Annotated in this window: 10 protein-coding genes; all 10 read left to right on the top strand. The window is 53.7% G+C overall.

Annotation, left to right across the window (positions count from 1 at the left end; translation table 11 throughout):
- Positions 1 to 29 precede the first annotated feature (29 nt).
- The 10 genes from PBOR_RS26145 to PBOR_RS26100 all read left to right on the top strand — a co-directional run bounded on the left by PBOR_RS26145 (position 30) and on the right by PBOR_RS26100 (position 14,196).
- Entirely contained in the window at positions 30 to 2,270 is a 2,241-nt protein-coding gene (locus PBOR_RS26145) for a penicillin-binding transpeptidase domain-containing protein (RefSeq protein WP_042216720.1), read from the top strand.
- Positions 2,271 to 2,362: 92 nt separating this feature from the next.
- Complete coding sequence (locus PBOR_RS26140; protein WP_042216718.1) at positions 2,363 to 4,288, top strand: stage V sporulation protein D; 1,926 nt, start codon at positions 2,363 to 2,365, stop codon at positions 4,286 to 4,288.
- A 36-nt stretch (positions 4,289 to 4,324) separates the two neighbouring features.
- The gene (locus PBOR_RS26135) at positions 4,325 to 5,812 is read left to right on the top strand and encodes a UDP-N-acetylmuramoyl-L-alanyl-D-glutamate--2,6-diaminopimelate ligase (RefSeq protein WP_042216716.1); all 1,488 of its coding nucleotides are present in this window, start codon (positions 4,325 to 4,327) and stop codon (positions 5,810 to 5,812) included.
- On the top strand, positions 5,809 to 7,221 hold the full coding sequence (locus PBOR_RS26130; protein WP_042216714.1) for a UDP-N-acetylmuramoyl-tripeptide--D-alanyl-D-alanine ligase: 1,413 nt from the start codon (positions 5,809 to 5,811) through the stop codon (positions 7,219 to 7,221). Before PBOR_RS26135 ends, PBOR_RS26130 begins: the two co-directional genes overlap by 4 nt.
- A gap of 16 nt (positions 7,222 to 7,237) precedes the next feature.
- A complete protein-coding gene (mraY, locus tag PBOR_RS26125) occupies positions 7,238 to 8,203 on the top strand; it encodes a phospho-N-acetylmuramoyl-pentapeptide-transferase (protein ID WP_042216712.1) in 966 nt (321 codons plus the stop codon).
- A 3-nt stretch (positions 8,204 to 8,206) separates the two neighbouring features.
- Positions 8,207 to 9,628 (top strand): UDP-N-acetylmuramoyl-L-alanine--D-glutamate ligase, encoded by a 1,422-nt coding sequence (gene murD / locus PBOR_RS26120; protein ID WP_042216709.1) that lies wholly within the window; start codon positions 8,207 to 8,209, stop codon positions 9,626 to 9,628.
- Positions 9,629 to 9,677: 49 nt separating this feature from the next.
- Complete coding sequence (spoVE, locus tag PBOR_RS26115) at positions 9,678 to 10,775, top strand: stage V sporulation protein E (protein ID WP_042216707.1); 1,098 nt, start codon at positions 9,678 to 9,680, stop codon at positions 10,773 to 10,775.
- A 5-nt stretch (positions 10,776 to 10,780) separates the two neighbouring features.
- The gene (gene murG / locus PBOR_RS26110; RefSeq protein ID WP_042216704.1) at positions 10,781 to 11,896 is read left to right on the top strand and encodes an undecaprenyldiphospho-muramoylpentapeptide beta-N-acetylglucosaminyltransferase; all 1,116 of its coding nucleotides are present in this window, start codon (positions 10,781 to 10,783) and stop codon (positions 11,894 to 11,896) included.
- 185 nt (positions 11,897 to 12,081) lie between these two features.
- Positions 12,082 to 13,365, top strand: a complete 1,284-nt coding sequence (gene murA, locus PBOR_RS26105; protein ID WP_042216702.1) for a UDP-N-acetylglucosamine 1-carboxyvinyltransferase — start codon at positions 12,082 to 12,084, stop codon at positions 13,363 to 13,365.
- Between the two features lie 66 nt (positions 13,366 to 13,431).
- On the top strand, positions 13,432 to 14,196 hold the full coding sequence (locus PBOR_RS26100; protein WP_042216700.1) for a cell division protein FtsQ/DivIB: 765 nt from the start codon (positions 13,432 to 13,434) through the stop codon (positions 14,194 to 14,196).
- Positions 14,197 to 14,319 lie beyond the last annotated feature (123 nt).

The raw sequence follows: 14,319 nt of genomic DNA, 5'->3' as shown, positions 1-14,319 counted from the left end.
TCGCAATAATAGAATCTGTGAGGTTTGCTATGGTAAAGAGAATAAAACTTCGCACGCTGTTTATAGGAGGGTGTATTACCCTCTTTTTTCTTGTTTTAGTCGGCAGAGTATTCTGGATTCAGGTGATGCAGGGTGAGAAGTGGCAGAAGGAAGCAGCCTCGCAGTGGGCGCATACCTCAACCATCAAAGCGGTACGCGGTGTGATTGAAGACCGTAACGGCAGTATTCTGGCCAGTGACGTACCTGCCTATACGGTTGTTGTAAATCCTGAAGTCATTGCCGAAAAGAAGATCGGTGAAGAGGTTATCCAGGGGCTGCATGAACTGTTGGGCAAGCCTGCTGATGAGCTGAAGAAGCTGGTGGAGGCCAAAGATGATAAGGGCAACTACTACAAGAACCGTGAAATCCGCAACGAAGGCTGGAAAATTGATCAGGATCTGGCCGATAAGGTAACGGCTTTTGTGGATAAGCTCAAGAAAGAGCATGATACCCTGGAAACAGGTGTAGGGCTTGTTAGAGAGCAGAAGCGTTATTATCCGAAGGATTCACTGGCGGCGCATATTCTGGGCTACACCGACAGGGACGGCAATGCGGTCATGGGGCTGGAAAAGTACTTCGACAAACAACTCTCCGGTACGGATGGCAAGCTGAATTATCAGAGTGACGGCAAGGGAATCAAGCTCCCGGATTCGCAGGATACGTACCAGCCTGTAGTGAACGGAAGCAATTTCAAGCTGACCATCGACAGCACCATTCAGCATTATATCGAAGAGGCGATGAAGAAGGCCTATGCCGAGTACAAGCCAAAGTCGATAAGCGTCATTGCTGCGGATCCGAATACGATGGAGATTCTGGGACTGGCGAATATGCCGACCTTCAATCCGAATAAATATTATGACCTTAATCAGGATGCGGCAGGCTTCTATAACCACGCCATCATGTCGAGGTTTGAGCCGGGCTCAACGTTCAAGATTGTACCGCTGGCTGGTGCAGTTGAGGAAAATCTGTTTAATCCGGAAGAGACTGTCCATTCGGGCTCTATCCGGATCAAAGGGTACAGCAAACCTATCTATGATATGAATAGAGCCGGTTATGGAGATATAACTTTGCTTCAAGGGGTCAAACGTTCCAGCAACGTAGCCTTTGTCAAGATTGGTTATGAACTGCTGGGCCAGGAAAAGCTGCTGCAATATATCAAGGATTTCGGATTCACGGAAAAGACGGGCATTGACCTTCCGGGCGAGACCACCGGTATTGTTAACCCTAATCCGAGCAGGCCGATAGAGAATGCTACACTGGCCTATGGCCATGGCAAGCTGCTGGTTACACCGATTCAGCAGCTCACGGCGATAGCGGCGATAGCGAACGGCGGTAAGCTGATGGTGCCGCATGTAGTGAAGGAGGTCACCGATCCTAATACAGGTAAGACTACGGTCACTCAGCCGGAGGTTGTGCGCCAGGTCATTTCCGAGGAAAGCGCCCGTGAAACCGGCAGCTACCTGGAGCAGGTCGTAGCAGACCAGGTAATCGGAACCGGACGGCATGCCTATATCGAAGGATACCGGGTGGCCGGCAAGACCGGGACAGCGATTAAGCCTGACGGCAAGGGCGGGTATGACCGGGATAAGGTGCTTGCCTCCTTCCTCGGATATGCTCCGGCCAATAATCCGAAGATAGCGCTCTACGTCGTTATTGATGAGCCTGCAGATGCTGCCGGCGGCGGAGCCGCGGCCGGACCTATTTTCAAAGAGATTGTATCCCAGTCCCTGCAATATATGGGCGTACCCAAAGCGGTTGAAGAAGATGCTACTGGCAGCAGTAAAACGGCAGTCAATGTGTCAACAAGCTCCTCCGACCTGCGCAGCACACCTGATATTGCGGACAAAACGGTGAAGGAAGCCAGACAGCTGCTTCTTAACCAGGGCTTTGATTTCGAGATTGTCGGCACAGGGGCGAAGGTCATCAGACAATATCCGGATAAAGGTACTAAACTGGCTGCCGGACAGCGGATTTATCTGCTTACCCAGCAGGATGAAGCGATGAGTATTCCCGATTTGAAGGGGCAATCCCTTCGTGATGCCCTGGAAATTCTCAATCTGTTGAAGGTTGGCATAACGGTCGATGGCGAAGGTTATGTCACAGAGCAGACGCAGACCAAGAATAACGGCAAAACTCATGTCTCTCTGAAACTCAGTCCCATGAATGAATACGGGGAGAACATCCCTGTAGCCGTCAACACTGACACCGATGCAGAGGACACTGCGGAGTAACGCCCATACAGGCTTGTTCTAACCCCTGTTTGTCCCGAATAGTCATGAAGATAAGAGATCATGTCTATACGAGCGAAAGCGGGGAGAACGGGATGAAGGTTTCGAAAGTCATAACTCGGCGGAGAATGCTGTGGACGCTGCTGGGACTGGCCGTGTTGTTCGGTTCGCTGGCCGTGCGTCTTGCCTATGTACAGTTATCACAAGGGGAGAAGCTGAGCGCCAAGGCTGAGGAATCCTGGCGGCGGAATATTCCCTTCACTGCCAAACGCGGCGAGATTCTGGACAGGGAGGGCGTTGCACTGGCTTATAATATCAGCTCACCAACGATTTATGCCATTCCTGTGCAGGTCAAGGAGAAGGAACAGACCGCGAAGCAGCTGGCTCCGCTGCTCGGCATGACCGAGGAGAAGCTGGTCACTCTGCTGACCCAAAAGAAAGCCTCGGTGAAACTGCAGCCCGGCGGCCGCAAAATTACGATGGAGCTTGCCGCGAGCATCCGTGATTTGCAGCTGCCGGGCATCGTTGTGGCTGAGGATAACAAACGGTATTATCCTTATGGCGATTTAGCCGCGCATATCCTTGGCTTCACGGGAATTGACAATCAGGGGATCACCGGGATAGAGAGCATATACGATAAGCTGCTCCAGGGTAGCGCAGGCAATATATCGTATCTGTCCGATGCTGGAGGACGGCTGATGCCGGGCTCGTCGGAGAAGTATACTGAACCGCAGGACGGACTGAGTCTGCAGCTGACGATCGACAAGCAGATCCAGTCGATTATGGAGCGCGAGCTGGATCAGGCCATGGTGAAGTATCAGGCACAGGGTGCCTGGTCTATCGCCATGGACCCCCGCAATGGTGAGATCCTGGCCATGGCAAGCCGTCCGGGTTATGAGCCGGGCTCCTATAAGGAATACGATGCTGAAGTATATAACCGGAATCTGCCGATCTGGATGACGTACGAACCGGGGTCCACCTTCAAGATCATTACCCTGGCTGCTGCACTCCAGGAGGGTAAGGTTGATCTGCAGAATGAGCATTTTTTCGATCCGGGTTATATTGAAGTCGGCGGTGCCAAGCTGCGCTGCTGGAAAAAAGGCGGACACGGAAGCCAGACGTTCCTCGAAGTGGTGGAGAACTCCTGCAACCCCGGATTTGTGGCCCTGGGCCAGCGTCTAGGCAAGGATACCCTGTTTAAGTATATCCGTGATTTCGGGTTTGGCACGAAGACGGGGATCGACCTCAACGGTGAAGCGAACGGGATTCTGTTCAAGCCCGCGCAGGTGGGCCCGGTCGAACTGGCCACCACGGCCTTTGGCCAAGGGGTGTCCGTTACACCGATCCAGCAGATTGCAGCGGTGTCTGCAGCGATTAACGGCGGCAAGCTGTATACTCCGCATGTCGCCAAAGCCTGGATTAACCCGGATACCGGAAATGTTGTATCCGAGGTTGAGCCGGAGGAAGTGCGGCAGGTGATCTCGGAGGAGACCTCGAAGAAAGTGCGGGCTGCCCTTGAGAGCGTGGTTGCCAAAGGCACAGGCCGGCCGGCATTCATTGACGGCTACCGTGTGGGAGGCAAGACAGGGACGGCACAGAAGGTTATTAACGGCCGGTATTCTCCTACAGAGCATATCGTATCCTTTATCGGATTTGCGCCGGCGGACGATCCGCAGATCGTGGTCTACACCGCAGTTGACAATCCCAAGGGAATTCAGTTTGGGGGTGTGGTAGCAGCTCCGATTGTCCAGAATATTCTTGAGGATTCCCTTCATTATTTGAAGGTTCCGCAGCGCAAGGATCAGCTGCCGAAGACCTATAAATATGGCGAAACTCCGATTGTGACGGTTCCTGATCTTACAGGAGCTACCGTTCAGGATATTTATGAGGATTTGAACATGAATTTCATGCTGGCCCGCTCCGGATCAGGCAATACAGTGATTAATCAGGCGCCCAAAGCGGGAGCGAGAGTTGAGCAGGGCTCAACCATCCGGATTTATATGGGAACTTCCAGTGAATAATAAGGTAGTCTGACAAATGTAGAGTGAGGGATTATTATGAAAATTAATGAACTGTCATCCTGTCTTGCCGCTTCGTGTCTATACGGGGAAGGTGAGATCGAGATTACGGATTTGCAGGTGGATTCCCGCAAGGTTAAGCCGGGCGATTTGTTCATCTGCCTGCCCGGTCATACGGTGGATGGACATGATTATGCGCCACAGGCTGCCGCCAGCGGTGCAGCTGCCCTTGTGTGCGAGCGGAAGCTGGAGATCGATCTTCCGCAGATCGTGGTAGATGACTGCCGGTTTGCGATGTCCGTGCTGTCGAATGCCTTCTTCGGCTCACCCAGCAGCCGGATGAAGATGATTGGGATTACCGGCACCAACGGCAAAACCACCACCACGTATCTGATTGAGCAGATTATGCAGGACCATGGTGTGAAGACTGGGCTGATCGGGACGATTCAGATGCGTTATGACGGACAAAGCTATCCGATGTCCGGGACTACACAGGAATCCCTTGAGCTTCAGCGTACTTTGAACGATATGGCGTCCAAAGGCGTGCAGTGCTGTGTGATGGAGGTATCCTCCCATGCGCTTCAGCAGGGACGGGTGAAGGGGACGGACTACCGCACGGCGATATTCACGAACCTGACCCAGGATCATCTGGATTATCACCATACGATGGAGGAGTACCGCTCGGCTAAGGCGCTGCTCTTCTCGCGGCTCGGCAATGTGATCTCCCCCTGGAAGGAAGAACGTAAATACGCCGTTCTCAACGCGGATGATGCAGCAAGCAGCTATTTTGCTGACCAGACCGCAGCGGAAGTGATTACATATGGGATCGACAGTTCTGCGAACGTCCGGGCTTCACAAATTTCCATCACGTCCAAAGGAACTTTTTTCCATGTGAATACGTTTAAGGGTGAGACAGATATTTCGCTCCGCATGGTCGGCAAGTTCAATGTATATAATGCGCTTGCGGCCATTACTGCTGCTCTGCTGGAGGGTGTGCCGCTCGAAGGTATCAAAGCCAGTCTGGAGTCGGTAGCCGGTGTGGACGGCCGTGTAGAGTCTGTGGATGCCGGACAGGATTTCGCGGTGATCGTAGACTATGCGCACACGCCTGATGGTCTGGAGAATGTGCTGAAGGCTGTCTGTGAATTCGCTGCCGGCAAGGTCATTACCGTCTTTGGCTGCGGCGGAGACCGGGATACGACCAAACGGCCGCTGATGGGCAAAATAGCTGCTAAATACAGCGACCGCGTCATGGTCACTTCCGACAATCCCCGGACGGAGGATCCGCTGTTGATTCTGCGCGATATTGAGGCAGGTCTCCTTGAGGAAGGCGTGGAGCAGGAACGGTATGAGATGATTCCTGACCGGCGCGAAGCGATTAGAAAAGCTATTGAAATGGCAAGCCCCGGCGATGTAGTATTGATTGCGGGGAAAGGTCATGAGACCTATCAGCTAATCGGCGGAGTGGTTCATGATTTTGATGACCGCATCGTAGCCAAAGAAGTGATAAGGGGCCGAAGCTATTGATTACAAGAACGCTGTATACTATCGCGCTAATGTGCGGAGGAGAGCTGTCCTCTGCTGAAGATAAGAATATCGAAGTTGCGGGGGTCGTAACCGATTCCCGCAAGATTACGCCTGCCTGCCTGTTCGTTCCGCTGGTCGGAGATAACTTTGACGGCCATCATTACGCTGCTGCTTCTCTGGCGGCAGGAGCAGCCGCTACGCTCTGGCAGCGGGACAAGGGGCCTGCCCCTGAAGGCGGCGCTGTAATCCTGGTGGAGGATACACTGGCCGCCTTGCAGAAGCTGTCCTCGGCTTATCTGGGGGAGCTTGCGCCCCGTGTCGTTGCCGTAACGGGCAGTAATGGCAAGACCACAACCAAAGATATGATTACCGCTCTGCTTGATGTGCAGTATAAGGTGCACAAAACACAGGGCAATTTCAATAATCATATCGGTCTGCCGCTTACCATCCTCTCTATGGACAGCGATGTCGAAATCGCTGTGCTGGAGATGGGCATGAGCTCACGCGGAGAGATTGCCCTGCTGTCCGGGTTAGCTGTTCCTGATGTGGCTGTAATTACCAATGTAGGCGAATCACATCTGCTGCAGCTCGGGTCCCGCAAGGAAATCGCCCGGGCCAAGCTTGAGATAGTAGACGGACTTAAGCGGGGAGGCCTGCTCATCTATAACGGGGACGAACCGCTGCTTGCAGAAGTTATGGCAGAGCCCGGGTTTAACCCGCCGGAGGGCATGCTCCGCTTCCGGTTCGGCCAGTCCGAAGGCAATGACGATTATCCGACAGGTCTTATGTCTCATGGCGGCGGAATGACCTTCACCTCGCATCTTCATGCGGAGCGTGCCTTCACGCTGCCTCTGCCGGGACGTCACAATGTCATTAACGCACTCGCTGCACTAGCGGTTGCGCGCCATTACGGTGTGACTGACGAGAACATAGAGACCGGATTAGCCGGCCTTAAGCTGACTGGTATGCGCATTGAAGTGATCCAGGCGGCAAACGGTCTGACGCTGCTGAACGATGCTTACAATGCCAGTCCTACATCCATGAGGGCTGCGATCGATGTGCTGCAGTCCATGAAATGCAGCGGGCGCAGAATCGCTGTGCTGGGGGACATGCTGGAACTTGGGCCTGATGAAGTATTGTTCCACCAGCAGACCGGCAGCTATCTTGATCCTGCACTGACGGATGAGGTCTACACTTTCGGACCGCTCGCTGCTCATATTGCGGAGGCTGCGGCGGAGAGATTCGGGGCCGGCCGTATATTTGCTTTTACAGACAAAGAAGCATTAATCACTGCCTTGAACACCAAATGCGGTGCCAAGGATGTTGTATTGTTCAAAGCATCCAGAGGGATGCGTCTGGAGGAAGTGCTTCACCGCCTGAAAGAATATTCTGAAGCTAACTTAAACTAATGGAGGGGGTGTACCCATGGATTATCAATTACTTCTGCTGACTATTGCTGTGTCCTTTATCCTTGCGGTCATTGCCGCTCCGCTGATTATTCCGCTGCTGCGCCGGATGAAGTTCGGGCAGCAGGTTCGCGACGACGGTCCACAGACCCATTTGAAAAAGGCGGGAACACCAACGATGGGCGGAATTATCATCATGGTGGCGTTCACGCTGTCTTTTCTGAAATTCTCGGTAATTAATTCGGATTTCTACGTACTTCTGGTAGCTACGCTGGGTTACGGTCTGATCGGTTTCCTGGATGACTATATTAAGATTGTCTTCAAACGCTCCCTCGGGCTGACCGCGCGCCAGAAGCTTGCAGGCCAGTTGCTGGTCGGTATCGTTCTTTGCGCTCTGCTGATTTCCGGCGGACATAATACAAACATCAGCATCCCGGGAACGTCAGTGAGCTTTGACTGGGGCGCCTGGTTCTACTATCCGTTTATTGTCCTGATGATGATGGCGGTAACCAATGCAGTCAATTTCACAGACGGGGTGGACGGCCTGCTGTCCGGCGTCAGTGCCATCGCGCTCGCTGCTTTTGCTGTGGTCGCCATGCAGGCAACCTCGATTGCCGCCGGTGTCTGCGCTGCCGCGATGATTGGTGCAGTACTCGGTTTTCTGGTGTTCAATGCCCATCCTGCTAAGGTGTTCATGGGTGATTTCGGCTCCTTCGGTATTGGTGGCGCCATTGGCGCCATTGCCATTGTTACCAAGACCGAGCTGCTGTTCGTGGTGATCGGCGGCGTCTTCGTAGTCGAAATGCTGTCCGTAATTATTCAGGTCGCTTCGTTCAAGACACGCGGCAAACGGGTATTCAGAATGAGCCCGATCCACCATCACTTTGAGCTGGGCGGCTGGTCGGAGTGGCGTGTTGTTGTCTCCTTCTGGGCGGTAAGCCTGGTGCTGGCGGCTGCTGGACTATATCTCATCAAGGGGTTGTAACATATGAAGCATCCGGATCTGTACCGTGGTGAAGAAGTGGTCGTCCTGGGGCTCGCCAAAAGCGGGGTCCAGGTGGCCAAGGTGCTGCATGAACGCGGCGCGGTTGTGACGGTCAATGATAAAAAGGAAAGAGATCAAAGTCCCGAAGCTTCCGAACTGGAATCTTTGGGAATTTCTGTTATATGCGGAGGGCATCCGGAGGGGCTGATTCATGAGGGGGTAGCCCTTGTCGTTAAGAATCCCGGGATTCCCTACTCCGTATCTCCGGTGCAGCAGGCACTTGAGCTTGGCATCGAAATCGTAACCGAGGTAGAAGTGGCCTATCATCTATGCGCCGCACCAATGATCGGCATTACGGGCTCCAACGGCAAGACGACGACAACGACCTGGGTGGGCCGTATGCTGGAAGCAGCGGGGATGAGGCCCATTGTTGCCGGAAACATCGGTACACCGCTCTGTCAGGCCGCACAGGAGGCTGATGCGGACAATTGGATGGTTGTCGAGCTCAGCAGCTTCCAGCTCAAGGGTACGGAAGCCTTCCGGCCCAAGGTCGCTGCCCTGCTGAATGTTGCCGAGACTCATTTAGACTATCATGGGGGGATGGAGGATTATGTTGCCTCCAAATCCAAGCTGTTCGCGAATCAGGGGCCGAGTGACACCGCCGTACTGAACTGGGATGACCCGGTTTGCCGCGAGCTGATTCCTTATATCAAAGCAGGCATCCTGCCCTTCTCCACCACTGAAGAACTGGTTCAGGGCATCTTTGTCCGTCCGTCCTTTGTGCCGGATACAGAAGATGATCTGAAGCGTGTCATTATCTACCGTGATTACACGGAGAGCGAGACCGAAATAGCCGATGTGGATTCGATCGGCCTTCCGGGCCGTTTCAATGTGGAGAATGCGCTGGCCGCCTGCGGCATTGCCATTGCCGCAGGTGCGGACCCTGCTGTGCTAGGCGGGGTGCTGGCTTCCTTCCGCGGTGTGGAGCACCGGCTGGAATATGTGGCAGACAAGGCGGGGGCTGCCTACTATAACAATTCCAAAGCTACCAATTCCAAAGCGACGACTATGGCGCTAGGCTCCTTCAAGAAGCCGGTGATCCTCATTGCCGGAGGGCTGGACCGCGGTTCTGATTACATGGAGCTGCTGCCTGTCCTCGGCGGGAGCGTCAAGGCGCTGGTGGCCCTCGGGGAGACGAAGGACAAGCTGGCCGCAGTTGCACAGCTGGCAGGAGTAAAGACCATCATCTCCGTCGATAATGGGGAGAGCGCCGCCGCCGTGCTGCAAGAGGCTGTGCGGGAGGCTTCCGCTCTTGCGGAAGCAGGAGATGTAATTCTCCTGTCTCCTGCCTGTGCCAGTTGGGATATGTTTACATCCTATGAGGAGCGCGGGCGTATTTTTAAAGAGGCGGTGCATAACCTTTAAGTAGGGGGGTGGATAAGCCCCTACTACGGATGCAAGAGGTGTGCTCCTGATGAACAAATCCCGTCATGCGCCCGATATCTGGCTGCTGCTTCCGATATTGGCTTTGCTGGCCATCGGTATGGTAATGGTTTACAGCGCCGGGTCTGTTTTGGGCTTCCGCAATTATGGCGACTCCTTCTATTTCGTCAAAAGACAGCTGCTGTTCGCAGGCCTGGGCCTTATCGCCATGTTCATCACCGCTAATACCGATTATGTGGTGCTGAAGAAGTTCGCCAGACCGGCGCTGATTGTCTGCTTCGTACTGCTCGTGCTGGTGCTTGTTCCCGGCATCGGGGTCGTGCGCGGCGGTGCCCGCAGCTGGCTGGGAATCAGCTCCTTCGGCATTCAGCCCTCGGAGTTCATGAAGATGGGGATGATCCTCTTTCTGGCCAAATGGCTTGGGACAGAGGATTATGACATTTCCAGCTTCACCCGCGGACTGCTTCCGCCGCTTGCGCTGATCGGTTCCGCTTTTGCGCTGATCATGCTCCAGCCGGATCTCGGTACAGGCACTGTCATGTTCGGGGCTGCCTTGATGATGGTCTTCACGGCAGGTGCCCGGATGAAGCATCTGCTCTCCCTGGGCGCACTGGGTGTTGCCGGGTTCGCGGGGCTTATTGCCGCAGCACCCTACCGCCTGCAGCGGATTACGGCTTTTCTGGACCCCTGGTCCGATCCGCTCGGGGCCGGCTACCAGATCATCCAGTCACTGTACGCGATTGGACCCGGCGGGCTAGGCGGCTTGGGTCTCGGCATGAGCCGGCAGAAGTACAGCTATGTGCCGGAGCCGCAGACCGATTTTATATTCTCCATATTGGCCGAAGAGCTGGGATTTATCGGGGGGCTGGCGGTGCTGCTGCTGTTCCTGATTCTGATCTGGCGCGGAATGAAGGTAGCGATGAGTCTGCCAGACCGTTTCGGCAGCTATCTGGCCGTAGGCATCGTCTGTATGGTCGCTGTTCAGGTGATCATCAACATCGGTGTCGTTATCGGCCTCATGCCGGTTACCGGCATTACGCTTCCGCTGATCAGCTATGGGGGCTCATCGCTGACCCTGATGCTCACAGCTCTTGGCATTCTACTTAATTTATCCCGTTATGCGAGGTGAAAGACATGCGTATTGTATTAAGCGGCGGCGGTACGGGCGGACATATCTATCCGGCCGTGGCCGTGGCCAGACAGCTGGAATCCGAAGATGACAAATCAGTCTTCCTGTATATCGGGGGCAAACGTGGTCTGGAGAGCAAGCTGGTTCCCCAAGAGAACCTGCCCTTTAAGGCAATTGATATTACCGGCTTCCGGCGTAAGCTCTCGATGGACAATGTGAAGACGGTTATGCGTTTCCTAAAGGGCGTTAAAGCTTCCAAGGCCATGCTGCGGGAGTTCAAGCCGGATGTCGTGATCGGCACCGGCGGATATGTCTGCGGACCTGTAGTGTACGCTGCATCCCGGCTCGGCATCCCGACGCTCATTCATGAGCAGAACGCGATTCCGGGTCTCACTAACCGTTTCCTAAGCCGGTATGCGGATACGGTCGCCGTAAGCTTTGAAGGCACGGAGCCGGCTTTTCCAGGGGCTAAGAACGTAATCTACACAGGCAACCCCCGGGCAACTACTGTAATGACTGCCAATCCGCAGCGGGGATTCGCTTCACTCGGCATTCCTGAGGGCAGTACGGTTGTGCTGGTAGTCGGAGGAAGCGGAGGCGCCAAGGCAATTAACCGCGCGATGATTGAAATGGCTCCGTTTGTGGGTAAGGGTAATGGTGTTCATTATGTGTATGTTACCGGAGAGGCTTATTTCGAGGAAACCCTTAAAGCTGTGCGCGAGAAGCTTGGCAGCCTGCCGAACTGGCTGCATATCCTTCCGTATATTCATAATATGCCCGAGGTGCTGGCCTGTACTTCACTCATCGTGAACCGGGCGGGGGCATCGTTTCTTGCAGAAATTACCGCGCTCGGCATTCCCTCTGTGCTCATCCCTTCTCCCAATGTGACGAATAATCATCAGGAAGCGAATGCCAGACAGCTTGAACGTGAAGGGGCGGCAGTTGTGCTGCTGGAGAAGGATCTTAGCGGCGAGGCACTGTTCGCAGCTGTGCATAAGATTATCGGAGCGGACGATGCACGCCGCAGTATGTCTGCCGCCTCAAGGCGTTTAGGTAAAAGGGACTCCGCTTCACTGGTTGTCACCGAGCTCCGCAGACTGGCCGCAGGCCGGAAACGCTAGAATCCCGGGCTTCATTGTCACACACGAGAGGTTACGAACATAGGATGATCCTATAATCGTGACAATCACCCAGAGCACTTCCAGTTCATGAAATATGAAGCGGGATAGCTTCCCGGCCTATTTCTGATGTTCTCTGTACAGGAAGTGCCCAACGGTGGGTGAGCGGTAATCTCGGAGGTGATACATTGGACAAATTGGTGATTGAGGGTGGAAATCCCCTGTCAGGCACCATACGTATCCATGGAGCGAAAAATGCGGCCCTGCCTATTCTGGCAGCAAGCCTGCTGGCCGAAGGAGTTCACTCACTGCATAATGTGCCGAAGCTGCTGGACATCGAAACCATGCTGGATATTCTGGAAAGGCTAGGCTGCAGGGCCGTTCATGAAGACGAAACGGTTACGGTCGATACAACATACGTCGCTACCTCGCATGTTCCGGAGGATTTAATGCGGCAGATGAGATCTTCCATTTTTCTGATGGGGCCGCTTCTGTCCAGGTTTGGTGAAGTGACGATTTATCAGCCGGGAGGCTGTGCCATCGGAGAACGCAAAATTGATCTTCACCTGCAGGGCCTTAAGCTGCTCGGGGCGGAGATTGAGGAAACCAGCGGGATGATATGCTGCCGGGCTGCCAAACTGACGGGCTGTGATATTCATCTGGATTATCCAAGTGTCGGGGCCACGGAGAATATTATGATGGCTGCCGCTATGGCGGAAGGGACAACAACAGTGTCCGGAGCGGCCAGAGAGCCGGAAATTCAGGATCTGCAGAATTTCCTGAACGCGATGGGCGCGCAAATCATCGGTGCGGGTACGGATACGATTACCATCCAGGGAGTCTCCAAGCTATATCCTTGCAATTATGAGGTCATTCCCGACCGGATTGTTGCCGGGACCGTAATGATCGCAGCTGCAGCGACCAGGGGGAATGTGACGCTGACCCACACCAACGCAGGACATTTGACCTCACTGATCCATGTTCTGAGGCGTGCCGGTGTTCAAATTACAGTTTGCAATGATATAATTAATATCAGCTGTATGGGGCGTCCGCGTGCAGTAGAAAGAATTGTAACTTCCCCTTATCCTTCATTTCCTACGGATCTGCAATCTCAGGTGATGGTTCTTTTGTCCCTGGCTGACGGATTCAGTGTGATTAAAGAAACTGTATTTGAAGGACGCTTCAAGCATGTGGAAGAGATGGCCCGGATGGGAGCAGACATTTCCATTGATCTGAACCGGGCGTTTATACGCGGAGTGCAGAGGTTATACGGGGCTACGGTTGAAGCCACCGACCTGCGGGCCGGAGCTGCCCTGGTTATCGCCGGACTTGCCGCTCAAGGAACTACCATTGTTGAGCAGGCGCATCATATTGACCGCGGATATGACGGCATTGAGAAACTGTTTCAGAAGCTGGGTGCACACATTAGCCGCAAAGTGCCAGTGCCGGACCCGCTGGATTTGGCCAACTAAAGCTCCCTGTCTCCTTCAGCCCAGCAACTTGGGAAGGAGACAGGGCCTTATTACGGAGATATGAGAATGCCTAAAACCCGAATGCCTCTTCTTAAAGAGGACAAGCCCAGCAAGAGAATGAGCCGTAAAATTACAATTATCCTGCTGCTGCTGTTTATTGCGCTGCTGGCCGTGATATTTTTCCGTTCGTCCGTCAGCAAGATTACGGCAATCCATTTCCAGGGGGATAAATATACGTCCCGGGAGGATTTGCTTGCCGCAAGCGGACTTACGGTCGGCGGACAGTTCTTCGCGGTCTCCGGAGATTCCGTGGAAAGTGCGCTGACAGAACTGAAGACCGTTCAGGAAGCGGCTGTGAACAAGAAATTTCCGGGTGTGATTGATATTAGTATTAAGGAATTCCCCGCAGTGGCCTACGAACTGGATCAGGCGGGATCGCTTGAGGCGATTCTGTCGAGCGGTGCTGCAGTATCTGTTAAAGATACGGGGATTGCCGTTGAGAAGCCGATATTAACCAACTGGCAAGCTGATGATCCCTACAAGACGAAGCTGTGTCAGGCGCTGGCTGGTATTCCTAATGAACTAACCAGTGATATATCTGAGATTGTTCCTTCCCCGACCTTGTCTTTTCCGGACCGCATTAAGCTGTATACACGTTCGCGGTTCGAGGTCATTACGGCCATTTCGCTGCTTAAGGATAAAGTGGAGTACCTGAATCAAGTGATCGAAAATGAGCAGCCGGGACTGATTAAGATGCTTGAGGCCGATTCCTATGTCCCTTTTCATACGGAAGCGGAAGATTCAGGGGAGGATACAGACACACAAGAGTAAATAGTCCCTACTAATAGTACCGAAAAAATGCTACAATCGGTTTTACGGGCAATAAGCAATATCCCTCTTTTTTCTGCGGATTTTTTGAAATGCACTCATGGATATAGCTGTCATTTCTTAAAA

Source organism: Paenibacillus borealis (genome assembly GCF_000758665.1).
Taxonomy (GTDB): domain Bacteria; phylum Bacillota; class Bacilli; order Paenibacillales; family Paenibacillaceae; genus Paenibacillus_AQ; species Paenibacillus_AQ borealis.
This window is presented reverse-complemented; position numbering and strand designations above follow the sequence as displayed.